Origin of the sequence: Streptomyces sp. NBC_00386, from assembly GCF_036063235.1 — a bacterium.
Lineage (GTDB): Bacteria > Actinomycetota > Actinomycetes > Streptomycetales > Streptomycetaceae > Streptomyces.
Map to the genome: position 1 here is coordinate 2579609 of NZ_CP107950.1, position 24353 is coordinate 2603961.

At 70.7% G+C, this 24353-nt stretch carries 24 protein-coding genes and 1 riboswitch; of the genes, 7 read left to right on the plus strand and 17 right to left on the minus strand.

Annotated elements, in window-relative coordinates; translation table 11 throughout:
- Positions 1–226 precede the first annotated feature (226 nt).
- Genes OG780_RS11150 through OG780_RS11160 form a run of 3 tightly spaced genes read right to left on the minus strand, consistent with a single transcriptional unit; the run spans position 227 to position 2113 of the window.
- Positions 227–991: a DUF3710 domain-containing protein gene (locus tag OG780_RS11150; protein WP_328447148.1), complete on the minus strand. Its 765-nt coding sequence runs from the start codon at positions 989–991 to the stop codon at positions 227–229.
- Between the two features lies 1 nt (position 992).
- Positions 993–1484 carry a dUTP diphosphatase gene (gene dut / locus OG780_RS11155; RefSeq protein ID WP_328458050.1) on the minus strand — a complete coding sequence of 164 codons (492 nt, stop codon included), beginning with the start codon at positions 1482–1484 and terminating at the stop codon, positions 993–995.
- A gap of 44 nt (positions 1485–1528) precedes the next feature.
- Positions 1529–2113 (minus strand): PaaI family thioesterase, encoded by a 585-nt coding sequence (locus OG780_RS11160; protein WP_328447149.1) that lies wholly within the window; start codon positions 2111–2113, stop codon positions 1529–1531.
- Positions 2114–2171: 58 nt separating this feature from the next.
- Here OG780_RS11160 and OG780_RS11165 point away from each other — a divergent pair, with 58 nt between their 5' ends.
- Positions 2172–2648: a DUF3093 domain-containing protein gene (locus OG780_RS11165; protein WP_328447150.1), complete on the plus strand. Its 477-nt coding sequence runs from the start codon at positions 2172–2174 to the stop codon at positions 2646–2648.
- A gap of 93 nt (positions 2649–2741) precedes the next feature.
- Here the strand turns inward: OG780_RS11165 and OG780_RS11170 are convergent, their stop codons facing one another.
- The 4 genes from OG780_RS11170 to OG780_RS11185 all read right to left on the minus strand — a co-directional run bounded on the left by OG780_RS11170 (position 2742) and on the right by OG780_RS11185 (position 6250).
- On the minus strand, positions 2742–3653 hold the full coding sequence (locus tag OG780_RS11170) for a hypothetical protein (protein WP_328447152.1): 912 nt from the start codon (positions 3651–3653) through the stop codon (positions 2742–2744).
- 13 nt (positions 3654–3666) lie between these two features.
- A complete protein-coding gene (locus OG780_RS11175; protein ID WP_003997302.1) occupies positions 3667–3963 on the minus strand; it encodes a DUF4193 domain-containing protein in 297 nt (98 codons plus the stop codon).
- Between the two features lie 394 nt (positions 3964–4357).
- Positions 4358–5590, minus strand: coding sequence for a sensor histidine kinase (locus OG780_RS11180; RefSeq protein ID WP_328447155.1), 1233 nt, complete (start codon positions 5588–5590; stop codon positions 4358–4360).
- Between the two features lie 6 nt (positions 5591–5596).
- Positions 5597–6250 carry a response regulator transcription factor gene (locus tag OG780_RS11185; RefSeq protein WP_037745430.1) on the minus strand — a complete coding sequence of 218 codons (654 nt, stop codon included), beginning with the start codon at positions 6248–6250 and terminating at the stop codon, positions 5597–5599.
- A gap of 413 nt (positions 6251–6663) precedes the next feature.
- On the opposite strand from OG780_RS11185, the gene OG780_RS11190 reads away from it, so the two are divergent.
- Positions 6664–6837 carry a hypothetical protein gene (locus OG780_RS11190; RefSeq protein WP_167455614.1) on the plus strand — a complete coding sequence of 58 codons (174 nt, stop codon included), beginning with the start codon at positions 6664–6666 and terminating at the stop codon, positions 6835–6837.
- A 126-nt stretch (positions 6838–6963) separates the two neighbouring features.
- Here the strand turns inward: OG780_RS11190 and OG780_RS11195 are convergent, their stop codons facing one another.
- Positions 6964–7779, minus strand: a complete 816-nt coding sequence (locus tag OG780_RS11195) for an inositol monophosphatase family protein (protein WP_328447161.1) — start codon at positions 7777–7779, stop codon at positions 6964–6966.
- Between the two features lie 8 nt (positions 7780–7787).
- Positions 7788–8915: a ferrochelatase gene (locus tag OG780_RS11200; protein WP_326785046.1), complete on the minus strand. Its 1128-nt coding sequence runs from the start codon at positions 8913–8915 to the stop codon at positions 7788–7790.
- A gap of 324 nt (positions 8916–9239) precedes the next feature.
- Here OG780_RS11200 and OG780_RS11205 point away from each other — a divergent pair, with 324 nt between their 5' ends.
- Both OG780_RS11205 and OG780_RS11210 read left to right on the plus strand, forming a co-directional pair.
- Positions 9240–10478, plus strand: coding sequence for an MFS transporter (locus OG780_RS11205; RefSeq protein ID WP_328447162.1), 1239 nt, complete (start codon positions 9240–9242; stop codon positions 10476–10478).
- Positions 10438–11757: a D-arabinono-1,4-lactone oxidase gene (locus OG780_RS11210; RefSeq protein WP_328447164.1), complete on the plus strand. Its 1320-nt coding sequence runs from the start codon at positions 10438–10440 to the stop codon at positions 11755–11757. The genes OG780_RS11205 and OG780_RS11210 overlap by 41 nt, the downstream gene beginning before the upstream one ends.
- Here the strand turns inward: OG780_RS11210 and OG780_RS11215 are convergent.
- Positions 11681–12460, minus strand: a complete 780-nt coding sequence (locus tag OG780_RS11215) for a hypothetical protein (RefSeq protein ID WP_328447167.1) — start codon at positions 12458–12460, stop codon at positions 11681–11683. The two genes, OG780_RS11210 and OG780_RS11215, sit on opposite strands and share 77 nt — an antisense overlap.
- A 439-nt stretch (positions 12461–12899) precedes the next feature.
- On the opposite strand from OG780_RS11215, the gene sepH reads away from it, so the two are divergent.
- The gene (gene sepH / locus OG780_RS11220) at positions 12900–13985 is read left to right on the plus strand and encodes a septation protein SepH (RefSeq protein WP_328447172.1); all 1086 of its coding nucleotides are present in this window, start codon (positions 12900–12902) and stop codon (positions 13983–13985) included.
- Positions 13986–14149: 164 nt separating this feature from the next.
- On the opposite strand, the gene OG780_RS11225 is transcribed toward sepH, so the two are convergent.
- Positions 14150–14977: a sulfurtransferase gene (locus OG780_RS11225; protein ID WP_328447174.1), complete on the minus strand. Its 828-nt coding sequence runs from the start codon at positions 14975–14977 to the stop codon at positions 14150–14152.
- Positions 14978–15297: 320 nt separating this feature from the next.
- On the opposite strand from OG780_RS11225, the gene OG780_RS11230 reads away from it, so the two are divergent.
- Positions 15298–16101 (plus strand): VOC family protein, encoded by an 804-nt coding sequence (locus tag OG780_RS11230; RefSeq protein ID WP_328447176.1) that lies wholly within the window; start codon positions 15298–15300, stop codon positions 16099–16101.
- A gap of 54 nt (positions 16102–16155) precedes the next feature.
- Here the strand turns inward: OG780_RS11230 and OG780_RS11235 are convergent, their stop codons facing one another.
- The 4 genes from OG780_RS11235 to OG780_RS11250 form a co-directional block, all read right to left on the minus strand.
- The gene (locus tag OG780_RS11235; RefSeq protein WP_328447179.1) at positions 16156–16803 is read right to left on the minus strand and encodes a thymidine kinase; all 648 of its coding nucleotides are present in this window, start codon (positions 16801–16803) and stop codon (positions 16156–16158) included.
- 42 nt (positions 16804–16845) lie between these two features.
- The gene (locus tag OG780_RS11240; RefSeq protein ID WP_328447181.1) at positions 16846–18033 is read right to left on the minus strand and encodes an alkaline phosphatase family protein; all 1188 of its coding nucleotides are present in this window, start codon (positions 18031–18033) and stop codon (positions 16846–16848) included.
- Entirely contained in the window at positions 18033–18620 is a 588-nt protein-coding gene (locus tag OG780_RS11245) for a DUF5998 family protein (protein WP_328447184.1), read from the minus strand. The genes OG780_RS11240 and OG780_RS11245 overlap by 1 nt, the downstream gene beginning before the upstream one ends.
- A 214-nt stretch (positions 18621–18834) precedes the next feature.
- Entirely contained in the window at positions 18835–21663 is a 2829-nt protein-coding gene (locus tag OG780_RS11250; protein ID WP_328447186.1) for a bifunctional acetate--CoA ligase family protein/GNAT family N-acetyltransferase, read from the minus strand.
- A gap of 175 nt (positions 21664–21838) precedes the next feature.
- On the opposite strand from OG780_RS11250, the gene OG780_RS11255 reads away from it, so the two are divergent.
- A complete protein-coding gene (locus OG780_RS11255; RefSeq protein WP_328447188.1) occupies positions 21839–22120 on the plus strand; it encodes an HPr family phosphocarrier protein in 282 nt (93 codons plus the stop codon).
- Positions 22121–22347: 227 nt separating this feature from the next.
- On the opposite strand, the gene OG780_RS11260 is transcribed toward OG780_RS11255, so the two are convergent.
- Both OG780_RS11260 and OG780_RS11265 read right to left on the minus strand, forming a co-directional pair.
- Positions 22348–23040 carry a GntR family transcriptional regulator gene (locus OG780_RS11260; protein WP_326785057.1) on the minus strand — a complete coding sequence of 231 codons (693 nt, stop codon included), beginning with the start codon at positions 23038–23040 and terminating at the stop codon, positions 22348–22350.
- 196 nt (positions 23041–23236) lie between these two features.
- The gene (locus OG780_RS11265) at positions 23237–24004 is read right to left on the minus strand and encodes a M23 family metallopeptidase (protein WP_328447191.1); all 768 of its coding nucleotides are present in this window, start codon (positions 24002–24004) and stop codon (positions 23237–23239) included.
- 12 nt (positions 24005–24016) lie between these two features.
- Positions 24017–24176, minus strand: a riboswitch (cyclic di-AMP (ydaO/yuaA leader).
- Positions 24177–24353 lie beyond the last annotated feature (177 nt).

The following is a 24353-nucleotide window of genomic DNA, read 5'->3' on the forward strand; positions in this document are numbered from 1 at the left end:
TGTATGTGAACTACACACGGGATGCTGAACATGAGGTGCTGGCCGGTGACCATAGGTACGGACCAGACTTCCGTCAAGGCTTGAGGAAAGAGCTGCTGCTCAGCCGTCGTTCACGTACAGGAATGCGGCGAGGCATGTGCCCCGGAGGATCCGCGCACGGGAAAGGGCCGCATCCCTGGGGATGCGGCCCTCCTGTTGCTCGACTCTTCGTCTGTGCCTGATCCGTCTAGCGGACCTCGGTGATCTCCGGTCCGCGCTGGAGCTGTCCCATGCCGCCGGAGAAGCGGGAGCCGGCCTGGTCCTCCTGCTGAACACCCTCGGGGACCATCTGCGCGTCGTTCGGCAGCTTCAGGACGATCGGGTCGCGCGGGGCCATCGGCCCCTCACCGCGGACGACGACCGTGTCCCGGAAGATCTGCTCCAGCAGACCCGCGGCCTGCGGCTGCACCGCGCCCTGCCCGGAGATCACTCCGCGCAGGAACCAGCGGGGGCCGTCCACGCCGACGAACCGCACGACCTGGAAACCGCCCGTGCCGTCCGGCAGCTGGACCGGTACCTGCGCCCGCAGCTCCCAGCCGAGCGGGCCCTCGACCTCGTCGATGACACCGCCCTGCTGGGTGATCCCGGAGGCGATCTCCTCGCGCACCTCGCCCCAGATGCCCTCGCGCTTGGGAGCGGCGAAGGCCTGGAGCTGCACGGCGCTGTCATTGACGACGACGGTCGCCGCGACGATCGCGTCGCCCGCGACCTCGACCCGCAGCTCCATGCCGTCGACTCCGGGCACGAACAGACCTCCGAGGTCCACCCGGCCCTCGGCCGGTTCACGGACCTCCGTGCTGTCCCAGGGCCCGTCGGGGCGCGGCTCGGGTTCGAGCCTCACGCGCTCGCGCTCCTCGTCCTCGTCCGCCTCAGTGTCGACGCCGTCGACGACCTGCTCGGCCTCGCCCGCCGCGTCCTCGGCGGCACTGCCCTTCTTGCGACGTCCGAACACGTCACTGTCCTTCCCGGTCGGATACGACCGAAGCGTATCGATTCCCACCCGTCGTGCTGTCCACGGCGGCATGACCGCCCGTGGACCCGAAGCCCCCTGCGGCCCGCGCAGAATCGGGAAGTTCCGCGACCTCCTGGAAGCGAACCTTCTCGACCTGCTGGACGACCAGTTGAGCAATCCGGTCGAAGCGCTCGAACCGCACCGACTCGCGCGGATCGAGATTCACCACGATCACCTTGATCTCCCCACGGTACCCGGCATCAACGGTCCCCGGGGCATTCACGAGGGCGACGCCGCAGCGGGCGGCCAGGCCGGAGCGCGGGTGCACGAAGGCCGCGTACCCCTCGGGCAGAGCGATGGACACTCCCGTCGGCAGCACGGCCCGTTCACCGGGCTCGAGCTCGCGGCTCTCGGTGGTGCGCAGATCGGCTCCCGCGTCACCGGGGTGCGCGTACTCGGGAAGCGGGACGTCGGGATCGACGCGCCTGATCATCACGGCGACTTCTGGACGGGGCTCACTGGCCCCGGGGCTACGGGTCACGGGTTCACCTCGAAGGCACGGGCTCGCCGGATCTGGTCCGGGTCGTTCATCGCCGCCTGGATCTCCTCCGGGCGGCCGTTGTCGATGAAGTGGTCGACCTTCACCTCGACGAAGAGAGCGTCGGCGCGGACGGCGACGGGCCCCTCGGGGCCGCCGATCCGCCCGGTGGCGGTGCAGTAGATCTTCCGGCCGGCCACCGCGGTGACCTCGGCCTCCAGATACAGCACGGTGTCGACGGGTACGGGGCGGCGGAAGTCGGTCTCCAGGCGTCCTGTCACGGCGATCGTCCGCAGCAGCCAGTTCAGCGAGCCGAGCGTCTCGTCGAGCGCGGTGGCGAGAACACCGCCGTGCGCGAGTCCCGGGGCACCCTGGTGGACGGGGCGCACGGTGAACTCCGCCGTGATCTTGACACCCTCGCCCGCGCGGGCCTCCAGATGGAGTCCGTGGGGCTGTGCTCCACCGCACCCGAAACAGTGTTCGTAGTGTGCTCCGAGGAGCTCTCCGGGGGCGGGCGCGTCGGGGTGCCGCACCGGCGCGACGGCGTCGGCGGGAGGCGTCAGAGCTGCGGAAGTACCACTCACAGCCGCAGACCTTACCCGCGCGTCCACCGAGTCTTCGCACCGTGCCAAGCTTGACGTCATGCAGCTCTCCGCCTCCCCGTACGAAGAACGCCTCACCGCACCCCGCTCGTGGTGGGTGATCAGCTTTCTGGTCGGGCTCGCGCTGGCCCTGGTGTTCCTCCCGTTCGGCACTCTGCCGATGCTCGGAGCCCTCGTCGGCGGCACCGCGGTCGCGGCGGTCGCGGCCAGCGCGTACGGCTCGATCCGCATCCGCGTGGTCGGTGACGCGCTGATCGCCGGTGACGCCAGGATCCCGGTCTCGGCCCTGGGCGACACGGAGATCATGGACCCGGAGGAAGCGCGCGCCTGGCGCACCTACAAGGCCGACACCCGCGCCTTCATGCTCCTGCGCTCGTACATCCCCACGGCGCTGCGCGTCCAGGTCACGGACCCGGCGGACCCGACGCCCTACCTGTACCTGTCGACACGGGAGCCGGAACGCCTGGCCGCCGCCCTGGAGACGGCACGGGAGTCGGCCCGTCCCGCGGAGAGCTGAGACAGCCGCGGCCGGCGCCCGGGCCGGCGCACCGGCGACGGGCACGGTCCGCCGAGCGCGGGTGAACGGTCTCGGTCGGCGTGCGAGACGCCTTCAGTCCCCCAGGTCCGTAGGAATCTCTCCGATCCGCACCGGATCCGTCGGCTTCTCCAGCGGCGGCAGTTGCGGGAGCTCGTCCCACGGCACCTGCATCCTGCGCAGGTCCTTGCGAATGTGGCCTGCCACACGCTTGGTGTCGCGGCGGTTCATCACCGCGCCCACGGCCGCTCCGACCATGAACGGCATCAGGTTGGGCAGGTCCCGGACCGTTCGCTTCATGATCTGCTGGCGCAGCTCGCGCTTCATCTGGCCGCCCAGCGCGGCGTTGATCGTCATGGGCTTGGCCACGTCGATGCCGCGCTCGCCCGACCAGGAGTGCAGATAGGCCGTGCTGCGCTGCTTGAGGTTGCCCTGCGGACGCAGGCCGTAGACCTCGTGGAGTTCGGCGATCAGTTTCAGCTCGATCGCGGCGACGGCGGTGATCTCGGCGGCCAGCTCCGTGGGCATGGCGGGCGGTACCGGCAGCATCGCGGCGGCGCCGATGCCGGCGCCGACTGTGGACGTCGCGGCGGCGGCGCCCGCGACGAGCTTGTCCGCGAGCTCCTCGGGGCCGAGGCCCGGGAACTGTCTGCGGAGGGTGGCCAGGTCCCGTACGGGAACCCGCGGGGCGATGTCGATGATGCGGTCGGTGACGAACGCGAGGCCCGCCCTGGCCCGGACGCCGCTCCTCGTGACGCCCCTCTTGACGCCGTCCCGGACAGCCTCCACGCGACGCCTCGCGGCAGGCGAGGGAGTGTCCGTGGGGGCCGTCAGGCCGTCTGTGGCGCCCGCTCGGTCGAGCGAGGCTGATCCCTGTTCGGAAGAGCCCCGCTCGTCGTCACGCACGCCTTCAGGGCCCTTGGAGGGCCCTTCGTCCGCCGCCCTGGAGGGGAGGCGGCGCTTCCAAGGTGGGGTCGAGCCGGTCACGGCCGACCCTGCCTCAGTCGCAGTCGCGGCAGATCGGCTGACCGTTCTTCTCGCGGGCCAGCTGGCTGCGGTGGTGCACCAGGAAGCAGCTCATGCAGGTGAACTCGTCCTGCTGCTTGGGCAGCACCCGGACGGCCAGCTCTTCGTTCGAGAGGTCCGCACCGGGCAGCTCCAGGCCTTCCGCGGCCTCGAACTCATCTACGTCGACGGACGAGGTCGACTTGTCGTTCCGGCGAGCCTTCAGTTCTTCAAGGCTGTCCGAGTCGACGTCGTCGTCGGTCTTGCGCGGGGTGTCGTAATCCGTTGCCATTGTCGCTCTCCCCCTCTGGGTGTCTTCGGTGTCTCCAGCGCACGTAACGCGTGAGAGGCCGGACTTGTGCCCGACCCGAGGCGGAGATTTTGCCTCACATCAAGGTCTGTTACTCAATCGACACCCAACCGGACTCATCAAGAGTGATCGGCTTGGATGGCGATGCGGACCGTACACGGTCCCGAGGTCACACTTCAAAGGCGCCCCACCGTGTACTTCCCGTGATCGGGACCCCCGAAAACCCGGATTTTCCCGGCTTTCCGGCAGTTCACATGATCACGGAGAGTAGATGGACAGAAAATCGCCCTTGTGATCGATCACACACGGGTCACTCGGGTGGGTGACCCGAAAATTCCGCGCAAAGCGAACATCGCCGCGTGTCCGCGACATGGTCTCAGATGGGAAGGGTGACGCGCATCACGAGCCCACCCCCTTCTCGGGGCCGGGCGACAATGTGACCCCCGTGCGCGCGGGCCACCGACCGGACGATCGACAGGCCAAGGCCCACGCCCTTGTCGCTGCCCGTGCGCTCCGTGCGCAGCCGCCGGAAGGGTTCGAAAAGATTGTCGACCTCGTACGCGGGAACGACCGGTCCCGTGTTCGACACCTCCAGGACCGCCCGGCCGTGCTCCGTGTCGGTCGTGACCTCGACCCAGCCGTCCTGCGGCACGTTGTACCGAACGGCGTTCTGGACGAGGTTCAGGGCGATCCGCTCCAGGAGGACGCCGTTGCCCTGGACGACCACCGGAGCGCGCAGCCCGCGGATCTCCACGCCCTTGGCCTCCGCCTCGGCGTGCACCTGGTCGACGGCCTGCGAGGCGACCTCGGCGAGGTCCACCGGCTTGCGCTCGATGATCTGGTTGTCGCTGCGGGCGAGCAGCAGCAGTCCCTCGACGAGCTGTTCGCTGCGTTCGTTGGTGGCGAGCAGCGTCTTGCCGAGCTGCTGCATCTCCGTCGGCACCCCGGGACCGGAGAGGTGCACCTCCAGGAGCGTGCGGTTGATCGCGAGAGGCGTGCGCAGTTCGTGGGAGGCGTTCCCCACGAACCGCTGCTGGGCGGTGAAGGCCCGCTGAAGCCGCTCCAGCATGTCGTCGAAGGTGTCCGCGAGCTCCTTCAGCTCGTCGTCCGGGCCGTCCAGCTCGATCCGCCGGGACAGGTCGGAGCCGGCCACCGCCCGCGCGGTGCGGGTGATGTGGCCGAGCGGCGACAGGACGCGGCCCGCCATCGCGTAACCGAACGCGAAGGCGATGACCGCGAGGCCGAGCAGGGCCAGCAAGGAGCGGCTGAGCAGGTCGTCGAGGGCGTGCTGGCGCTGCCGGTTCACACAGTCGGCCATCGCGCTGTTGAGCTCGTCCGCCGAGGGTGCCGACGGGAGGTTGCAGGTGCTGCTGCCGACCTGTCCGGAAATGATCTTGAAGGGGAGTTCGCTGCCGACGTTCAGCGCCTGCGCCGCGAGCAGGTAGATGATCGACAGCAGCATGATGCCGGCGATCAGGAACATGCCGCCGTACAGCAGCGTGAGCCGTATGCGGATCGTGGGGCGCAGCCAGGGGAAGGGCGGTTCCGCTCTTCTCGGGTCCCAGGTGGGCTTCGGAGGCGCCGCGGGCGGCGCGGGGGTGGTGGCCACGGTGGATCAGATCCTGTACCCGGAGCCGGGCACGGTGACGATCACGGCGGGCTCACCGAGCTTGCGCCGCAGCGTCATGACGGTCACGCGCACCACGTTGGTGAACGGGTCCGTGTTCTCGTCCCAGGCCTTCTCCAGGAGCTGTTCCGCGGAGACGACGGCGCCCTCGCTGCGCAGCAGTACCTCCAGGACGGCGAACTCCTTGGGAGCGAGCTGGACCTCCTTGCCGTCGCGGAAGACCTCGCGGCGGTTGGGGTCGAGCTTGATCCCGGCACGTTCCAGGACCGGCGGCAGCGGCAGGCTCGTACGACGTCCGAGGGCACGCACGCGTGCGGTCAGCTCGCTGAACGCGAACGGCTTGGGGAGGTAGTCGTCGGCGCCGATCTCCAGGCCCTCGACACGGTCGCTGACATCGCCGGACGCGGTCAGCATCAGCACGCGCGTGGGCATGCCGAGCTCGACGATCTTCCGGCAGACGTCGTCGCCGTGCACGAGCGGGAGGTCTCGGTCGAGGACGACGACGTCGTAGTCGTTGACCCCGATGCGCTCCAGCGCGGCCGCGCCGTCGTACACGACGTCGACGGCCATGGCCTCCCGGCGCAGTCCGGTGGCCACCGCATCGGCGAGCAGTTGCTCGTCCTCGACGACGAGTACGCGCACGTCGCTTGTCCTTCCTCTGTCACCGGCAGGCACGTTTCAGCGCACCACGCGGGTGGGTCCGTCACGGATGAGAGCTCCATCCTGCCCGTTTCGGCCATAAACCGGCTGTAAGACGGGGGAGGCGCCAGGGAGGCGCGTCCCGGGGGCCGAAAATGCGAGATTTTCTCGTCGGGTTGAGGTTTCCGTGGAAGAGAGCGGGGGGAGGACGGCTTTACACCCCGCGATCACGCTCTGCATGTGGCAAACCACATTGTGGTACGTCCAACCGCTTCCGCAGAGCGGGCGTGGGTGTCCGGCACCGTCGCCGCCCGGAGCGGGCAGCGCTGGGCACCCCATTCGGAGACGTGATCGCCCCTTTCCATCGGCACACCCCCGTGCCACCCGACCCACGACCCAGGACGAGGGGGCGCAGCATGGACGCATTCACCACAGGACTTCTGCAGCGCATAAGGACGACCGAGTCCGACCTGACGCGGGCTCGCGAGACAGGCGACGACTTCCTCGCGGAGGTCGAGCAGGCCGAACTCGACGACCTGCACCGCCTTGCCGCCGAGCACGGTGTGGAGGTCGGCGCCACACGCGTCTGATCAGCACGTACGAGAGCGGGGCCCCGGTATCGATCCAGTACCGGGGCCCCGCTCTCGTACGTGCGTTGCGCCGTCCCCCGTCGGCGGCCGCCGACGAGCCCTGACGGGCGTGCTGTCAGGGGTGCGTCAGTCGTGCCAGGCCCCGAAGTCCTCCAGGAGCCGCTGGAGGGGCTCGAAGACGCCCGGGGAGGCCGCCACCGCGAGATCGCCCGTGGGGCCCTCTCCGGGGCGTCCACCGGTCACCGCGCCCGCTTCCCTGGCGATCAGGTCCCCCGCCGCCAGATCCCAGGGGTGCAGACCGCGTTCGTAGTAGCCGTCGAGGCGGCCGGCCGCGACGTCGCACAGGTCGACCGCCGCCGAGCCGGAGCGCCGGATGTCGCGCACGAGCGGGATCAGCCGCTGGGCCACGTCGGCCTGATGGACCTTGACCTCGGTCACGTAGTTGAAGCCCGTCGAGACGAGGGCCTGGTCGAGCGGCGGGGACGGGCGGCAGGCCAGTCGGCGCTCGCCGACCCATGCCCCGGAAGCCCGGGCACCCCGGCCGCGGACCGCGTGGTACGTCTCGCCGCGCATGGGCGCCGCCACGACGCCGACGACGGTCTCGCCGTCCTGCTGGGCCGCGATGGACACCGCCCAGGTCGGCAGCCCGTACAGGTAGTTGACCGTGCCGTCGAGCGGGTCGACGATCCAGCGGACTCCGCTGGTGCCCTCGGTGGCGGAGCCCTCCTCGCCGAGGAAGCCGTCGCGGGGCCGGTGTTCGGCGATCAGCGAGGTGATCAGCTTCTCGGCGGCGATGTCCATCTCGGTGACGACGTCGATCGGGCTGGACTTCGTGGCGGCGACCGTGAGGTCAGCCGGGCGGCCGTCGCGCAGCAGCTCGCCCGCCCGGCGGGCGGCCTCGTGCGCGAGCTGGAGGAGTTCGGTGTGCAGCGGGTCGGTCACGTGGCTCCTCATGCGTAAGGGCTGTCGGCGCCCGCGACGGCGGGCTTGGGCGAACGGGCCGGACAGCAGCCCACCGGACACAGGTCGTGACTCGCGCCCAGCGCGCCCAGGGCACACCGTGTCACCTGTCGGCCGCTCTCGGCCGCGGCACGCTCCAGCACCAGGTCACGGACGGCCGCGGCGAACCGGGGATCGGAGCCCACCGTGGCCGAACGGCTCACCGGCAGCCCCAGCTCCCGCGCCTTCGCCCGCGCCTCCGTGTCCAGGTCGTACAGGACCTCCATGTGATCCGACACGAAGCCGATCGGCACCATCACCGCCGCCGGGGCTCCTGCCCCGTGCAGCTCCTCCAGGTGGTCGCAGATGTCCGGCTCCAGCCAGGGGATGTGCGGGGCCCCGGAGCGCGACTGGTAAACGAGCTTCCACGGCCGGTCGGTCCCGGTCTCCTCGCGCACCGTTTCCGCGATCAGCCGGGCCACGTCCAGATGCTGCCGGACATAGGCACCGCCGTCGCCGTGTCCATCGGCCGGGCCGGAGGTGTCCGCCGCGGCGACCGGGATCGAATGCGTGGTGAACACCAGGTGCGCGCCCGGTCGGACCTCCTCGGGCAGTTCGGCGAGCGACCTCAGGACGCCCTCGGTCATCGGCTCGACGAACCCGGGATGGTTGAAGTAGTGCCGCAGCTTGTCGACCTTCGGCGGCTCCAGCCCCTCCGCCTCCAGGACGGCCAGGGACCCCGCCAGATCCTCGCGGTACTGCCGGCAGCCCGAGTACGAGGCGTACGCGCTGGTGGCCAGCACCAGGATCCTGCGCCGCCCGTCGGCGGCCATCTCGCGCAGCGTGTCGGTCAGGTAGGGCGCCCAGTTGCGGTTGCCCCAGTAGACCGGCAGATCCAGACCGTGCTCGGCGAAGTCCTTGCGCAGCGCGTCGAGCAGGGCGCGGTTCTGGTCGTTGATGGGGCTGATTCCGTCGAACAGGAAGTAGTGCTGCCCGACCTCCTTGAGGCGTTCCTTGGGGATGCCTCTGCCCCGCGTCACGTTCTCCAGGAACGGGACCACGTCGTCCGGGCCCTCCGGACCGCCGAACGAGAGCAGGAGCAGGGCGTCGTAGGGGGTGGCATCGAGCACTTCTGGCATGGATCCGATCCTGCCACCCGTCACTGACGGGCGATAACCGGCGGGGTGGCGTGCGGACGACGACGGCGGGGCGCGCGGCGGGAGCGTGCCCCGGCCGGGCGCCGCCCGGACAGACGGCCGGAAGGGCGCGAGGGGCTGCGCTGCCGGACGGGCATCCTGCGACCGCGTGTCGGACGGACGGGACGGGCAGCGTCGGCGGGCAGTCACGAGAGGCTGCGTTAGGGTTACCTAACCAGTAAGCTGTATCGGCCACCTTCACGCCTTACCCAGGTTCGGGCCGCCCGCGTGACGGGGCGGGGCCGAACGGAGCCGACGGAGACCCTCGTGACCAGCCCGTACCGCGCCCTGTTCGCCGCCCCCGGCTCCAAGAGCTTCTCCGCCGCGGGCCTGCTCGGCCGGATGCCGCTGTCCATGATGGGCATCGGCGTCGTCACGATGATCTCCCAGCTGACCGGGCGCTACGGCCTCGCAGGCGCCCTGTCGGCGACCATCGCGCTGGCGGCCGCGGCGATGGGCCCGCAGGTCTCGCGCCTGGTGGACCTGCACGGTCAGCGGCGTGTCCTGCGCCCGGTGACGGTCTTCGCGCTCGCGGCGGCCGGGATGCTGCTGGTCGCCGCGCACTACGGGTGGCCGGACTGGGTCCTGTTCGTGTGCTCGGCCGGCATCGGCTGCGTCCCGAGCATCGGCGCGATGATCCGGGCCCGCTGGGCGGCGCTCTACGGAGGCACCCCGCAACTGCACACCGCGTACTCCCTGGAGTCCGTGGTGGACGAGATCTGCTTCATCTTCGGACCGATCATCTCCATCGGCCTGTCCACGGTGTGGTTCCCGGAGGCCGGACCGCTGCTCGCCGCCTGTTTCCTGACGGCCGGGGTCTTCTGGCTGACCTCCCAGCACGCCACCGAGCCCCAGCCGCATCCGCGCGGACAGCACAGCGGCGGCTCGGCACTCCGCTCGGCAGGACTCCAGGTCCTGGTGGCCACGTTCGTGGCGACGGGGGCGATCTTCGGAGCCGTCGACGTGGTCACCGTGGCCTTCGCCGAGGAGCAGGGTCACAAGGGCGCCGCGAGCATCGTCCTGGCCCTCTACGCGGCGGGCTCCTGCCTCGCGGGAGCGGTCTTCGGACTGCTGCACTTCAAGGGGGCGGCGGAAGGCAGGTGGCTGCTGGGCATATGCGCGATGGCCGTGAGTATGATCCCCCTCCTACTGGTCGGAAACTTGCCGTTCCTGGCCGTGGCGCTGTTCGTTGCGGGCCTGTCCATCGCTCCCACGATGATCACGACGATGTCCCTCATCGAGCAGCACGTACCTCGCGCGAAACTGACCGAAGGCATGACCTGGGTGAGTACAGGGCTCGCCGTCGGGGTCGCGCTCGGTTCCTCCGTCGCCGGCTGGGTGATCGACTCCGCCGGCGCGAAGGCCGGGTACGGGGTTCCGGCGGTGTCCGGGGCCGTCGCGGTCGCGGTCGGTTTCCTCGGCTACCGCCGGCTCAGCAGGCCGGTTCTGCAGCGGGGAGGGTCTCATGAGCACCGCAGTGAGCGAGAAGAGCGGCACGTGGCGTAACTGGGCGGGCAACGTCACCGCCCTTCCCGTACGGGAGGTCACCCCTGCCTCGGTGGACGAACTCTCCGCCGCCGTACGGAAGGCGGCCGAGGACGGTCTGACGGTGAAGGCCGTCGGCACCGGGCACTCCTTCACGGCTGCCGCCGCGACCGACGGCGTATTGATCCGCCCTCAACTGTTGACCGGGATCCGCAAGATCGACCGCGCGGCCATGACGGTCACCGTCGAGGCCGGCACCCCGCTCAAGAGGCTCAACATGGCCCTGGCTCGCGAGGGCCTGTCGCTCACGAACATGGGCGACATCATGGAGCAGACGGTCTCAGGGGCGACCAGCACCGGAACCCACGGCACCGGGCGTGACTCGGCCTCGATCGCCGCCCAGATCACGGGCCTTGAACTCGTGACGGCCGACGGCTCGGTGCTCACCTGTTCCGAGAGCGAGAACCCGGAGGTCTTCGCGTCGGCCCGCATAGGCATCGGCGCCCTGGGAATCGTCACCGCGATCACCTTCTCCGTGGAGCCCGTCTTCCTGCTCACGGCCCGCGAGGAGCCGATGACCTTCGACAAGGTCACCGCCGACTTCGAGGAACTCTTCACCGAGAACGAGCACTTCGAGTTCTACTGGTTCCCGCACACCGGCAACTGCAACACCAAGCGCAACAACCGCAGCGCGGGCCCCGAGAACCCGGTCGGCCCCGTCCGCGGCTGGATCGAGGACGAGTTCCTCTCCAACGGCGCCTTCCAGGTGGCCAACCTGCTCGGCCGGGCCGTTCCCGCAGCCATCCCGTCGATCGCCGGATTCTCCAGCCGCGTGCTGTCCGCGCGGACCTACACCGACATCCCGTACAAGGTCTTCACCTCTCCGCGCCGCGTGCGGTTCGTGGAGATGGAGTACGCCGTGCCGCGCGAGGCCCTGGTCGAGACGCTGCGCGAGCTGAAGGCGATGGTCGACAGCTCGACCCTGCGGGTGAGCTTCCCCGTGGAGGTGCGGACGGCGCCCGCCGACGACATCACCCTCTCCACGGCATCCGGGCGGGACAGCGCGTACATCGCCGTCCACATGTTCCGGGGCACCCCTTATCAGGCGTACTTCACCGCGGCCGAGCGGATCTTCACCGCGCACGAGGGCCGGCCGCACTGGGGCAAGGTGCACACCCGCGACGCGGAGTACTTCTCCCGGGCCTATCCGCGCTTCGGCGAGTTCACCGCGCTGCGGGACCGTCTCGATCCGGACCGGCGCTTTGCGAATGACTACTTGCGGAGGGTTCTGGGGTCGTAGCGGTCGCGCTGGGTTCGGGAGCCGGGGTGCCGTCCCCGGTTTCCGGCTCCGATGCCGTGCCGTCCCCCGGGGCCGGCGCGGTGGCCGTGCCGTCACCGCCCGTGTCACCCGAGCCGGCGGTGCCGCCGGAAGGCGTCGGAGCCTCCTGAGAGGCCGTCGGCGAGGACGGCGAGGGCCCGGTCGACGGTGCCGTGTCCGGCTTCCGGTTCCCCGAGCCGGCGTTGTTCCCCTTGAAGGCGTCGCCGACCGTCGTGCTGGTGCCGTCTCCGCTGAAACTCTGCCCCGAGACCGCTTCGTACGTGGTGATTCCGGCCATCGTGACGCCGAAGACGAGAGCGGTCGCGACCAGCGGCCTCTTCCAGTTTTTGACCCGCGCGCGGTACACGGTCCCTTCGCCGAACTCCCCGGGCACACCGGACAGCTGCCGGGGCTTCGGTCCCGGCTGCACCGTCACGTCACGGAACTGTTCACCGGTGCGCCTGAAGAAGTGCTGGAACAGCGTTCCTCCGCAGGTCGCGACGACGCTGACCAGCCCGGCGCCCAGGATCGTCCCGTAGACGCCGAAGTACGACGCCAGTTTCGCCGCGACCACCGCGGCGACCGCGCTCCCCGCCACCTGGGGGACGCTCAGGTCCAGCCGCCTCTTCCTCGGTTCTCCGTCGGCACCCGGCTGTTCGCCGCCGACTTCCGGCTTCTCACGCATTCCCGGACCTTGCCTGCCTTTCCCGTACTTGATCGACCGACCGCACGAGAAAGGGACGTACAGGCGAAACGATAAGTTCCGTTTCTGCCGATTGCGTGAACTGTGCCACAGTGCCCGGCCGCCGAAAGTGCGTCCGGATCGGCCAACTAGCACCCCCCGCTAGAAGTTGGGCGGCGTGCCGATCCACGCATGTGGCCCGAATGGAGTACTGTTGCGAGCCCTGGGTCCGGACTCCCGCCAGGGCGTCCGGGGCCTTGCAGGACCACCGGGAGGGGGCTCGTTGCACAGGGTGATGGAGTTCGTCACTTAGCGTTGCGAATAGGTAACCGTGCCATAACGGCGACCCCGGGCCCGTGCCCGACACGCCGGGCAACTCGGCAAGGTTGTGGCAGGCTGCACCCGGGCAGGCCACACTCGACTAGCGGAAGCAGCGACGCACGTGACGTCGGCAGGCACCACCCGGGAGGTCCCCATGCCCGAACTGCGTGTCGTGGCCGTCTCTAACGACGGCACACGGCTGGTGCTGAAGGCTGCGGACAGTACGGAATACACGCTTCCGATTGACGAGCGGCTGCGCGCCGCCGTACGCGGCGACCGTCCCCGCCTCGGCCAGATCGAGATCGAGGTGGAGAGCCATCTCCGCCCCCGCGACATCCAGGCGCGTATACGCGCCGGTGCCTCCGCGGAGGAAGTCGCCCAGCTCGCCGGCATCCCCGTCGATCGCGTACGCCGTTTCGAGGGACCCGTGCTGGCCGAGCGCGCCTTCATGGCCGAGCGCGCCAGGAAGACTCCCGTCCGCCGCCCCGGCGAGAACGCCGGCCCCCAGCTCGGTGAGGCCGTCCAGGAGCGGCTGCTGATCCGGGGCGCCGAGAAGGACACCGTCCAGTGGGACTCCTGGCGCCGCGACGACGGCACCTGGGAAGTCATGCTGGTCTACCGGGTCGCGGGCGAACCGCACGCGGCGAGCTGGACCTACGACCCGCCCCGGCGGCTCGTCCAGGCCGTCGACGACGAGGCGCGCTCGCTGATCGGCGAGTCCGACGACCTCGCCGCGCCCGAGCCGAGCTTCCCGTTCGTGCCGCGAATCGCCCGGCTGCCCCGTGACCGTCCGCTGGACCGTGCCCTGGACCGCCAGGCGGAGCGGCCGAGTCTGCCCCCGGCGTCTCCGGAATCCTCCGAAGAGGCGGAGGACCGGGACTCGCTGACCAGCCTCCTGGAGGCGGTGCCCAGCTTCCGGGGCGACATGGTGGTGCCCGAGCGGCCCGCCCCCGCCGAGCGCCCCGCGGCCGAGGAGCCCGTCCCCGAGCCCGAGGAGGAGGAGCCCCCGGCTCCCGCCGCCTCGGCGGGTGCCGGTTCCGCGTACGCGGACGTGCTCATGCCCCGCTCGGTGGGCAGCCACCGCGACCGGCTGGTCGGCGCGACCGACCGCCAGGCCGAGGCCGACGGCGTCCGTCCGGGCCGCAGAGCGGCGGTCCCGAGCTGGGACGAGATCGTCTTCGGCACACGCCGTAAGAAGCAGGACTAGCCAGAAGAAGCAGGATTTGCCAGTTCCATGACGACGGGGCCCGTACCGATCCGGTGCGGGCCCCGTCGTCGTGCGCGTGTTCCCGTGGGCGTCCCCGCAGCGTTCCTACGGGTGGCCCTCCCTCGGCGTCCCCGCGCTCGCCATCGCGGATGTCACTGCGGGTGTCACTGCGGGTCGGGGCCCACCGCGACGGGGCGGTCCGTGTCCTGGGACCACTCCGACCACGAACCCACGTACAGCGCCGCGGGAATGCCGGCCACGGCGAGGGCCAGCACCTCATGGGCGCCCGAGACGCCGGAACCGCAGTAGACGCCGACCTCGGACGCCGGTGTCACCCCGAGTGACTTGAAACGGTCGGCGAGTTCGTCCACCGGCAGGAACCGTCCGTCCTCCGTGACGTTCTCGGTGGTCGGCGCGGACACGGCACCCGGGATGTGACCGCCGACCGGATCGATCGGCTCGACCTCGCCCCGGTACCGCTCCCCCGCGCGGGCGTCCAGCAGCAGCCCGGTGCGGGCGAGCGCGGCCGCCCCGTCCGCGTCGAGCGACGGCCGGGCGCCGGCCGTCGGTACGAACGTTCCGGGCGCCGGCGAGGGGACCTCCGAGGAGACCGGCCCGCTCCAGGCGGCGAACCCGCCGTCAAGCACGCGTACCGCCGGATGACCCGAATGGCCCAGCAGCCACCAGGCGCGTGCGGCCGCCCAGCCCTGCCCGCCGTCGTACACGACGACATCGCGGTTCTGGGACACTCCCGCGGCCCGCATCGCCGCGCCGAAGACCTCGGGGTCGGGGAGCGGATGCCGGCCCGCCCCACCGGCCGGACCAGCGAGTTCGGAATCCAGATCGACGAAAACGGCACCGGGGATGTGCGCGTTCTCGTACTCGGAGCGCAGGTTGGGGCCACCCAACCGCCAGCGGACGTCGAGGAGGACCGGCGGGGTCGGCCCCGCCAGGTCACTGGCGAGTTCGGGTGCCGTGATGATGGCGTTCATGGCCCCATCCTTGCGCACGGGGTGGCCGCTTCGTCCATGTCCGGCTACTCTGCTCCGCCGGGCAGGTCCGATCACCAGGCGTACGGGATCGGGCACATGCTGTACAACCGATGGGCACCGCACGGCAATCGCTCCGCGACGGACGAGAGGCGGCGGATCGGACGTCGTCCGTTCCCGCACCGCTCGACCGCGGCGCGGGAGGGACCTCCGGCATGACCGGTGGTGCGAGCATCGGCACGGCGCGCACGCACGCGACTGAGTACGCGTGTTCGCAGGCGGAAGGTGACCGGCCACCGCGAGGGGCCGAGAAGAGAGTGACGATGACCGAGGCACGGGAATCGGCCGGCCCGAACGGCACCACGCACGCTCGGCACACGCCCGGGACACCCTGCTGGGTGAGCCTGATGGCGCATGACACGGCCGCGACCCAGGAGTTCTACGGAGCGCTGTTCGGCTGGGAGTTCCAGCCCGGCCCCCCGCAGCTCGGCCCCTACGCCCGGGCGCTGCTCGACGGCCGCGAGGTGGCCGGGATCGGTCAGTTGCCGCCCGACCGGCACCTGCCGATCGCCTGGACGCCCTATTTCGCGTCGGCCGACGTGGACCGGACCGCCGAGAAGGTCCGGCACAGCGGGGGAACCGTGGGCGTGGGACCGCTGGACGCCGCCGAGGCCGGCCGCCTGGCGATCGCCTCCGACCCGTCGGGCGCCGTTTTCGGGATCTGGCAGAGGGTGGCCCACCTGGGAACGGAGCTCACCGGCGTGCCCGGCACCCCGGCGTGGAACGAGCTCGTGACGCGCGACACGGAGAGCGTCGTCAAGTTTTACCAGGGGGTGTTCGGCTACGACCTGGAGCCGACCGTCTCGCCCGGCTTCGACTACGTGACCCTGCACATCGACGGACGGCCGGTGGCCGGCCTCCATGGCGTCGGGAACACCCTGCCGCGCGACCGGGGCCCGCACTGGCTGACGTACTTCGAGGCCGCCGAACTGGACGACACCGTCCGCCTCGTCACGGAACTCGGCGGACACCTCCTTCGGGCGGCCCACGACTCCCCGTACGGCCGCGTGGCGACGGTGGCGGATCCGGAGGGCGCGGTCTTCTCCCTGATCCACGCCGTCTCCTGACCCGGCAGCTCTCCGGGGACGGCATCTCTCCAGGGAGGGGCTCGGGGACAGGGCTCAGACGGAGGCGATCGGCAGGACGTCGGGGGACAGGGCGCTCGCGCGGGCCGTGGCGGCTGTCATACGGCGTCGGTGGTGCCGGCGGCACAGGACCTCGTAGCCGATGTTCTCGTGCTGGTTGACGTCACCGACGACCACCTGGGCGCCCTCGACGACCATCTCACCGCCCACGGTGCGGGCGTTGTGCGTGGCGCGGGCACCGCACCAGCACAGGGCCTCGACCTGGAGCACCTCGACCCGGTCCGCCAGTTCGACCAGGCGCTGGGAGCCGGGGAAGAGCTTGGACCGGAAGTCGGTGGTGATCCCGAAGGCGAAGACGTCGACGTCCAGGTCGTCCACCACACGGGCCAGCTGGTCGATCTGCGCGGGGGCCAGGAACTGCGCCTCGTCCGCGATCACGTAGTCGGCCCGGCCGCCCTGCGAGAGATGGTCCACGAGATGGGCGTACAGATCCTGGTCGTCCGCCACCTCGACCGCGTCGGTGACCAGCCCGAGGCGCGAGGAGAGCTTGCCCTCGCCCGCGCGGTCGTCACGCGTGAAGATCATGCCCTGCAGGCCCCGCGCCGAGCGGTTGTGCTCGATCTGGAGAGCCAGCGTGGACTTCCCGCAGTCCATCGTTCCAGAGAAGAACACCAGCTCGGGCATGGGGAGTTGAGCACCTTTCGGCAACGGGGAAGGGGGACGGCGTCAGGAGCGTACTTGGAGGAGGGGCACCAGTTGCTCGGCCGGGGTCATCGAGCCGTGGTTGCCGACCATCACCGACTCCTTCGGCTCCCGTTCGGACGCGGTGATCAGGACATCGTCCCGGGCGGCGGCGATGACGTCACCCAGCCGGGCGTAGACCCGCTCGTCGACCCGTGGGCCGAACCAGCCCGCGTCGATCGCCTCGTCACGGGAGGCGACCCAGAACTGCTCGCCCAGCACTTCGCGCCAGCAGGTCAGCACGTCCGCCTCGGCGCCCGGGACCGCGTACACATGACGGGCGCGGCCCTCTCCGCCCAGCAGGGCGACACCGGCGCGCAGCTCCCAGTCCTCGTCGAAGTCGATGCGGTGCTGTTCGTCGAACGGAATGTCGATCATGCCGTGGTCGGCGGTGACATACAGCGCCGTGCGCGGCGGCAACTGCTCCGCGAGGCGCTGGACCAGCCGGTCGACGTACATGAGCTGGCCGCGCCAGGGGTCGGAGTCGACGCCGAAGCGGTGGCCCTTGCCGTCCACCTCCGCGTAGTACGTGTAGACCAACGAGCGGTCACCGGCGGCCAGTTGCTCGGCGGCGAAGTCCATGCGCTCCTCGCCGGACAGCCGGCCGTGGAACGTCCCGCCGCTCAGCGCGACCTTCGTCAGCGGAGTGTTCTGGAAGGTCGGCGAGGAGACCTGGGCGGTGTGCACCCCGGCCGCGTCGGCCAGCTGGAAGATCGTGGGATGGGGCTGCCAGGCGCGCGGCTCGGTCCACGGGTTCCAGCGGAGCTGGTTCATCAGCTGGCCGGTGGCGGGGTTGCGCACGGTGTAGCCGGGCAGGCCGTGGGCGCCCGGGGGCAGGCCGGTGCCCACGGAGGCGAGGGAGGTCGCGGTGGTGGCCGGGTAGCCGGCGGTGATCGGACGTCCCGTACCGCCGCGCGAGGACGCCAGCAGCGAGGTCATGAAGGGGGCCTCGTCCGGGTGGGCCCGGAGCTGCTCCCAGCCGAGACCGTCGATCAGGAACACGCAGTTCCGGTCGGCCGCGGTCAGCTCGGGTATGGCGGCGGCCGCGCCGGGCACGGACATGCCGGCGGCGAGCGTGGGGAGCAGATCGGCCAGTGAACCGGCGCCGTACTCGGGGACGGGCGCGGAGTCGACGGCGAGCGGTTCCGGGTGATCCCAGGTGGGCAGGGCCATCAGCGGGCGACGTCCGCGGTCGCTTCGGAGAGGGACTGCGCGAAGACGAGGGCCTGGCGGACGGTCTCCGGACCGTCGCCCGCCTCACTGACCCGCAGGCTCAGGTCGTCCGCCGTCGAGTTGCCGGTGTAGCCGTGATCGGCCTCGCAGTTGGGGTCACCGCAGGCGGCCGGCTCCAGGTCGATGCGGGAGACGGCGCCCCAGCCGATGGTCAGGACCACTTCACGGGGCAGGGTGCCGGGCGTGTACGACTCCGGGTTCGCGACGACGCGGCTGACGACGACCGAGGAGATCCGGCCGAGCTTGACCGATTCCGTCGAGGTCGTGGCGTAAGGGGTCGGGGAGGTGGTGTCCGCGTTCTGCTCGTCCGTGTGGCTCACGATGAAACGGTTGCCGGTGAGGACCAGCACGGTGACGTGCCGCCGCACCTCGTTCGCGTCGAACGTCGTCTCCTGGTGGACCAGGTACGACCGGATGGTCTCGCCGCCGATCGCGGCCTCCACCGCCTCGGCCACGAGGGCCGGGTAGTAGCCGCTGCGCTCGATCGCCGCTCGCAGCCCCTGGGTCGTCGTACTGGTCTTGGCCATGCCGTCCATCCTACGGGGGCCCACTGACTGCGAGGCACCGCTCGCTCGGGTCCGTCGTGGACGGATCAGACCGAATCGCGCAGGGTGACCGGTGCGACGCGGGCACGGCAGGCGTCCGGGCGGGGTGCCCGCCGTCACAGTGCCGCCCCCTTCCGGCGCCCCGCACGACTCGAACGGCCCGCTTGGCCCGGACGACTCAGGCGGATCGGACTGCTCAGACGACGGGCAGCGTCCGGGGGCCGAGGTCGTCCCGGAGCGGGGCGCGGGCCAGCCGTACCGTGGCGCTGAGGACGCTCAGGCCGGCCGGGGCGACCACCACCGGCTCCAGCGAGACCGCGACGACCTCCGGGTGGTCGTCGACCAGCCGGGAGATGCGCAGCATCAGCTCTTCGAGGGCCGCCGTGTCGACCGGCGCGGAGCCCCGCCAGCCGAACAGGAGCGGTGCCGTCCTGATCGACCGGACCAGCGAGGCCGCGTCCCGGTCGGTGACCGGGATCAGCCGGTGGGCGGTGTCCCCGAGCAGTTCGGAGGCGGCTCCGGAGAGCCCGAAGGAGAGGACCGCCCCGGCCGCCGGGTCGATCACCGCGCGGACGACCGTGTCGACACCGCGCGGCGCCATCGCCTGCACGACCGGGCGCAGCACCGTGGGTGGCCCGAACAGCTCGGTCAGCTCCGCGTAAGCCCGGCGCAACTGTTCCTCGTCCGCCACGTCCAGGCGTACGCCGCCGAGGTCCGCGCGGTGCCGCAGGTGCGGGGCGGTGGTCTTGAGGGCCACGGGGTAGCCGATGGCGTGCGCGGCCGCCACCGCGTCGTCCGGAGTGGGGGCGGGCAGGGCACTGTGCACGTCGATGCCGTACAACCCGAGCAGCACCGCCGTCTGCTCGCCTCCCAGGGTCAGACCCTCCCCGCGCGCGAGGAGGTCGTCGATCAGCCGGGCGGCGCCTTTCTCGTCGATGTCCTCGTACTCGGGCACCTTGCCGGGCTCGCCGGCGTCCGTGCGCCACTGGGCGTACTTGACGGCCTCGGCGAGGGCGCGGACGGCACGTTCGGCGGCGGGGTAGGCGGGGATGAGCCGGGAGTCCGGCGCGGGGTCGGCACGGACCGCGGCGGGCGACCGGTCCGAGGGGTGGAAGCGGGCGCCGGCCGTCGCACCGGGTGCCGTCGCGGGGGCCTGCGGGGCGGTACTCGCGGCGGCGGACAGGGCTTCGGCGAGTCCGCCCAGTTCGACGTGCACCACGAGCACGGGTTTCGCCGGAGCCTCCAGGGCGGAGGAGCGGAGCGCCTCGGCGAGTGCCGCGTCGGCGGCCGAGGTCTCCCCCACCGTCGGTATGGCCGTCACGATGACGGCGTCGCAGCCGTCGTCGGCGAGCGCCTGGGACAGTGCCCGGTGGAAGTCCTCCGCGGAGGCCGCCGTGGTCAGGTCCCGGGGTGGCAGTGGCCTGAGTCCCTCGGCGAGACACGCGTCGTACGTCAGCAGCCCCAGGGACTCGGAGTTCCCGAGGATCGCCACGCGGGGTCCCCGGGGAAGCGGCTGGCGGGCCAGCAGCAGGCCCGCGTCGACGAGTTCGGTGATCGTGTCCACCCGGATCACTCCGGCCTGGCGCAGCAGCGCGGACACGGTGGCGTGCGGCAGTCGTGTGGCCCGTACGGCGTGCCCCTGGGGAGCGGCCCCGCCGTGCCGCGCCCCCTGGACCACGACCAGCGGCTTCGCGGCCGCCGTCCGCCGCGCGAGCCGGGTGAACTTGCGCGGGTTGCCGATGGATTCGAGGTACATCAGGGCGACGTCGGTGTCCGGGTCGTCGTACCAGTACTGCAGTACGTCGTTGCCGGAGACGTCCGCGCGGTTCCCGGAGGAGACGAAGGTCGACACGCCGGTCACACCCGTGACGCCTCCGCCGCGCCGGTGCAGCCGGGACAGCAGGGCGATGCCGATGGCTCCGGACTGCGCGAACAGGCCGATGCGTCCGGGGCGGGGCATCTGGGGGGCGAGCGAGGCGTTCAGGCGCACGTCGGGCGATGTGTTGATGACACCGAAGGCGTTGGGCCCGATGATGCGCATCCCGTACGTGCGCGCGTGCCGCACGAGTTCGCGCTGGCGCTCGCGTCCCTCGGGACCGCTCTCGGCGTAGCCGGCGGAGACCACCACCAGTCCCTGCACACCGTGTTCGCCGCATTCCGTCACGACCTCGGGGACGTGTTCGGCGGGCACGGCGACGACGGCGAGGTCGACGGGTTCGGTGATGTCCCTGATGGAGCGGTGGGCCGGGACTCCGTCGAGTTCCTTCTCCTGGAGGGCCGTGTTCACGGCGTACAGGCGTCCGGTGAACCCGGCTTCCCGGAGGTTGTCGAGGACACTGCGACCGACCCCGCCGGGTGTGCGCCCGGCGCCGATGACGGCGACGGAGCCGGGGGCGAGCAGCCGCTGCACGGAGCGGGCCTCGGCGCGCTGTTCCCGCGCGCGCTGCACGGCCAGGGACCGGTCGGTGGGTTCGAGGTCGAACTCCAGGCGTACGACACCGTCCTCGAAGCTGCGCTTCTGGGTGTATCCGGCGTCCGTGAACACCTTGATCATCTTGTTGTTGGCGGGCAGCACCTCGGCGGCGAAGCGGCGGATGTCGCGCTCGCGGGCCACCGCGGCGATGTGCTCGAGCATCGCGGAGGCGACACCGCGGCCCTGGTGGGCGTCCTGCACGAGGAAGGCGACCTCGGCCTCGTCGGCGGGCGCGGAGGCGGGCATGCCGTCCGCGTTGATCCGGTCGTAGCGCACGGTGGCGATGAACTCGCCGCCCACCGTGGCCGCGAGGCCCACGCGGTCCACGAAGTCGTGGTGGGTGAAGCGGTGGACGTCCTTGGCGGACAGCCGCGGATAGGGCGCGAAGAAGCGGTAGTACTTCGACTCGTCCGACACCTGCTCGTAGAAGCTGACCAGGCGTTCGGCGTCGTCGACGGTGATGGGCCTGATGCGTGCGGTGCCGCCGTCGCGCAGCACCACGTCGGCCTCCCAGTGGGCTGGGTACTCGTGCCGGTCCGCCGAGGTCTGCATGGGCCCCAGAGTACGGCTCGCGTACGACAACGGCGCGAGGCAGTCTGAGGGTGACGGGCGTCGGAGCGGGTCCTCGGCCGACACCGCGGCGGGTGAGGTCCGGGACCGTTCGGGCACGCCTCGCGATATGAAAGAATGGTCTAGACAACCTTGAACACCCGAAGGGCAGCATCACATGGCTGAGCGCCGCGTCAACGTCGGCTGGACCGAGGGCCTCCATGCCCGCCCCGCCTCCATCTTCGTCCGGGCCGCCACGGCTTCCGGCATCCCCGTGACGATCGCCAAGGCCGACGGGAACCCCGTCAACGCGGCCTCCATGCTCGCGGTCCTCGGCCTGGGCGCCCAGGGCGGCGAGGAGATCGTCCTCACGTCGGACTCCGAGGGCGCGGATGCCGCTCTCGACCGTCTGGCGAAGCTGGTCGCCGAGGGGCTCGACGAACTCCCCGAGACCGTCTGAGCCGCCCACGAGGCACGTGGACTCACACGGCCGAGCCGCGCTCCCCTTCGCCGGGTGGCGCGGCTCGGCCGTTTTTCCGTACCCTCGCTCGGAAATTCCCCACATGCCACGTACGACCTCGCGCCATGGCCGCGGGAATGGCGTGCGCCGAAATTCCGGACACACGCATAAAAGGGCATCAGAAATGAGCCCCTGCCGAATATCCCTCTTTGTATACGGCGCCCGTGTTAATGACGCGGGCCCGTCATGTTTACGGGATGTTGCGAACTTCTCACACGGTCCGGCCGGTCGCCGCCGGGAAATCGGAGCCGGTGCGCGGCCGTGGCGCGCTCGGTGTGCAGGGCCGTGATCGCGCGGGCCCGCTCACTGTCCCCGCGGGCGACCGCGTCCACGATGCCGCCGTGCTCCGCCCAGGATTCCGCGGGGTCGGCCGGCGCCTCCACCGAGTACATCCAGGCGATCTTGTGGCGCAGCTGGGCGAGCGTCGAGGTGAGCGCGGGGCTGCCGGACGCCTGCGCGAGCGTCTCGTGGAACCAGCCGCCCAACGAGCGCAGATCCTCGCTGTGGCCTCGCCTGGAGCGCTCCTGCCCCAGCCTGACCAGACCCCGCAGCACCTTCAGGTGGGCCTCCGTGCGCCGCTGCGCGGCCCTCGCGGCACCCAGCGGTTCCAGCAGCATGCGCATCTCCAGGAGGTCCGCGGCCTCCAGCTCGGAGGGCTCCGCGACACACGCGCCCGCGTGCCGGCGGGTGACCACGAACCCCTCGGCCTCCAGCGTGCGCAGGGCCTCGCGCACGGGGACGCGAGAGACGCCGTATCGGCGTGCGAGCAGTTCCTCGGTGAGGCGGCCGCCGCGCTCGTAGACACCCGCGACGATGTCGTCACGGATCGCCGTGCACACCGAGTGCGCCGGAATACGCATGACCGACCTCCGCTTTAATCCCCGTGAAACGCCGTCGATTGACGCTTGTTCAGTGACTCTATTGCAGGAAGCCTGAATTTCCGATGGCAGGCCTGAATCCATGGATATTTTTTGGACAGACGGCATCTGGAAACGACGATGCCCCGGCTCGGTGAGCCGGGGCATCGAAAGCGGCGAAGAAGCCGCGAAGCGGTCGTCAGACGTTGACGCCGTGCGAGCGCAGGTACGCGACCGGGTCCATGTCCGATCCGTACTCGGCGGTCGTACGGGCCTCGAAGTGAAGGTGGGGACCGGTGGTGTTGCCGGTGTCCCCCGAGAGAGCGATCTGCTGCCCCGGAGTGACCGTCTGCCCCACGGACACACCGATGGACGAGAGGTGGCCGTACATGGTGTACGTGCCGTCGTGCATCTTGATCACGACTTGATTGCCGTAGGCGCCGCCCCAGCCGGCCGTGACGACCGTGCCGGAGCCGACGGCGTGGACCGAGGTGCCGGACGCGGCGTGGAAGTCGACTCCGGTGTGGCTGCCGGAGGACCAGAGGCTGCTGCTGGCCTGGTAGCCGGTGGAGACGTACGAACCGGTGATCGGCATGACGAACGTGTTCAGACGCTTGCGCTCGGCCTCGCGGGCGGCGCGCTCCTTGGTCTCGCGCAGCTCCTGGGCCTGCTCCGCGGCCTGCTTGCGCGCGGTCTGCTCGGCCTGCTTGCGCGCGGCGGCCTCGTCGGCGGCGCGCAGCTGCGCGAAGGCCTGGGCGTCGATCTGGTCGGCGACCGTGTCGTTGAGGGTGACGGTCTGGGTCAGCCCGGTCTGCTCGACGGAGGTTTCCGCGGCGAACGCGGGGGCGGCCAGGGTTCCGATGACACCGGTGGTGGTGAGCGCCGCGACCCCGACGGCGGTCGTGGTGGTCGTGCTGTGCACGCGGCTCGTACGACGGTGCTTGCCGGTGCCACAGGTGAACGCCATGTAGGGGCTGATCCTTTCCTTCCCTCTCGCCTACCGGGTTAGCTGACGGGTTCGGAGCAGGAAGGTCTCCTACGGGCCCCCTCCGGAGAGGGCGTCCGATTCACCCCAGGGACTACGTGTGGGTCCCCGGCTCCCCTGACTCGCGTCATGGGGGACTCGGCGATGACTGTCCGGTGCCGCGGGCGCGGCGCACTGCGTGACGAACAGCCGCACTGACGCTAAGCGGGGCAACTTTCGAACAACAAACGGATCACGATTTTTGTAACGTATCCCACAGGGCAGAAGGGTGACCGTCATACGAATACGGACATCTTGGGAACGGCTTCCGGAAAAGGGAGGGCCCTGACGG

Excerpts from the sequence above, each read along its gene's own strand:
- OG780_RS11230 (WP_328447176.1), top strand. The coding sequence starts at position 15,298 with ATGACCGAGGCACGGGAATCGGCCGGCCCGAACGGCACCACGCACGCT.
- OG780_RS11215 (WP_328447167.1), bottom strand. The coding sequence starts at position 12,460 with ATGCGTGAGAAGCCGGAAGTCGGCGGCGAACAGCCGGGTGCCGACGGA.
- OG780_RS11165 (WP_328447150.1), top strand. The coding sequence starts at position 2,172 with ATGCAGCTCTCCGCCTCCCCGTACGAAGAACGCCTCACCGCACCCCGC.
- OG780_RS11250 (WP_328447186.1), bottom strand. The coding sequence starts at position 21,663 with ATGCAGACCTCGGCGGACCGGCACGAGTACCCAGCCCACTGGGAGGCC.
- OG780_RS11200 (WP_326785046.1), bottom strand. The coding sequence starts at position 8,915 with ATGCCAGAAGTGCTCGATGCCACCCCCTACGACGCCCTGCTCCTGCTC.
- OG780_RS11260 (WP_326785057.1), bottom strand. The coding sequence starts at position 23,040 with ATGCGTATTCCGGCGCACTCGGTGTGCACGGCGATCCGTGACGACATC.
- OG780_RS11190 (WP_167455614.1), top strand. The coding sequence starts at position 6,664 with ATGGACGCATTCACCACAGGACTTCTGCAGCGCATAAGGACGACCGAG.
- OG780_RS11225 (WP_328447174.1), bottom strand. The coding sequence starts at position 14,977 with ATGAACGCCATCATCACGGCACCCGAACTCGCCAGTGACCTGGCGGGG.
- dut (WP_328458050.1), bottom strand. The coding sequence starts at position 1,484 with ATGATCAGGCGCGTCGATCCCGACGTCCCGCTTCCCGAGTACGCGCAC.
- OG780_RS11255 (WP_328447188.1), top strand. The coding sequence starts at position 21,839 with ATGGCTGAGCGCCGCGTCAACGTCGGCTGGACCGAGGGCCTCCATGCC.
- OG780_RS11245 (WP_328447184.1), bottom strand. The coding sequence starts at position 18,620 with ATGGCCAAGACCAGTACGACGACCCAGGGGCTGCGAGCGGCGATCGAG.
- OG780_RS11210 (WP_328447164.1), top strand. The coding sequence starts at position 10,438 with ATGAGCACCGCAGTGAGCGAGAAGAGCGGCACGTGGCGTAACTGGGCG.
- OG780_RS11175 (WP_003997302.1), bottom strand. The coding sequence starts at position 3,963 with ATGGCAACGGATTACGACACCCCGCGCAAGACCGACGACGACGTCGAC.
- OG780_RS11265 (WP_328447191.1), bottom strand. The coding sequence starts at position 24,004 with ATGGCGTTCACCTGTGGCACCGGCAAGCACCGTCGTACGAGCCGCGTG.
- OG780_RS11235 (WP_328447179.1), bottom strand. The coding sequence starts at position 16,803 with ATGCCCGAGCTGGTGTTCTTCTCTGGAACGATGGACTGCGGGAAGTCC.
- OG780_RS11240 (WP_328447181.1), bottom strand. The coding sequence starts at position 18,033 with ATGGCCCTGCCCACCTGGGATCACCCGGAACCGCTCGCCGTCGACTCC.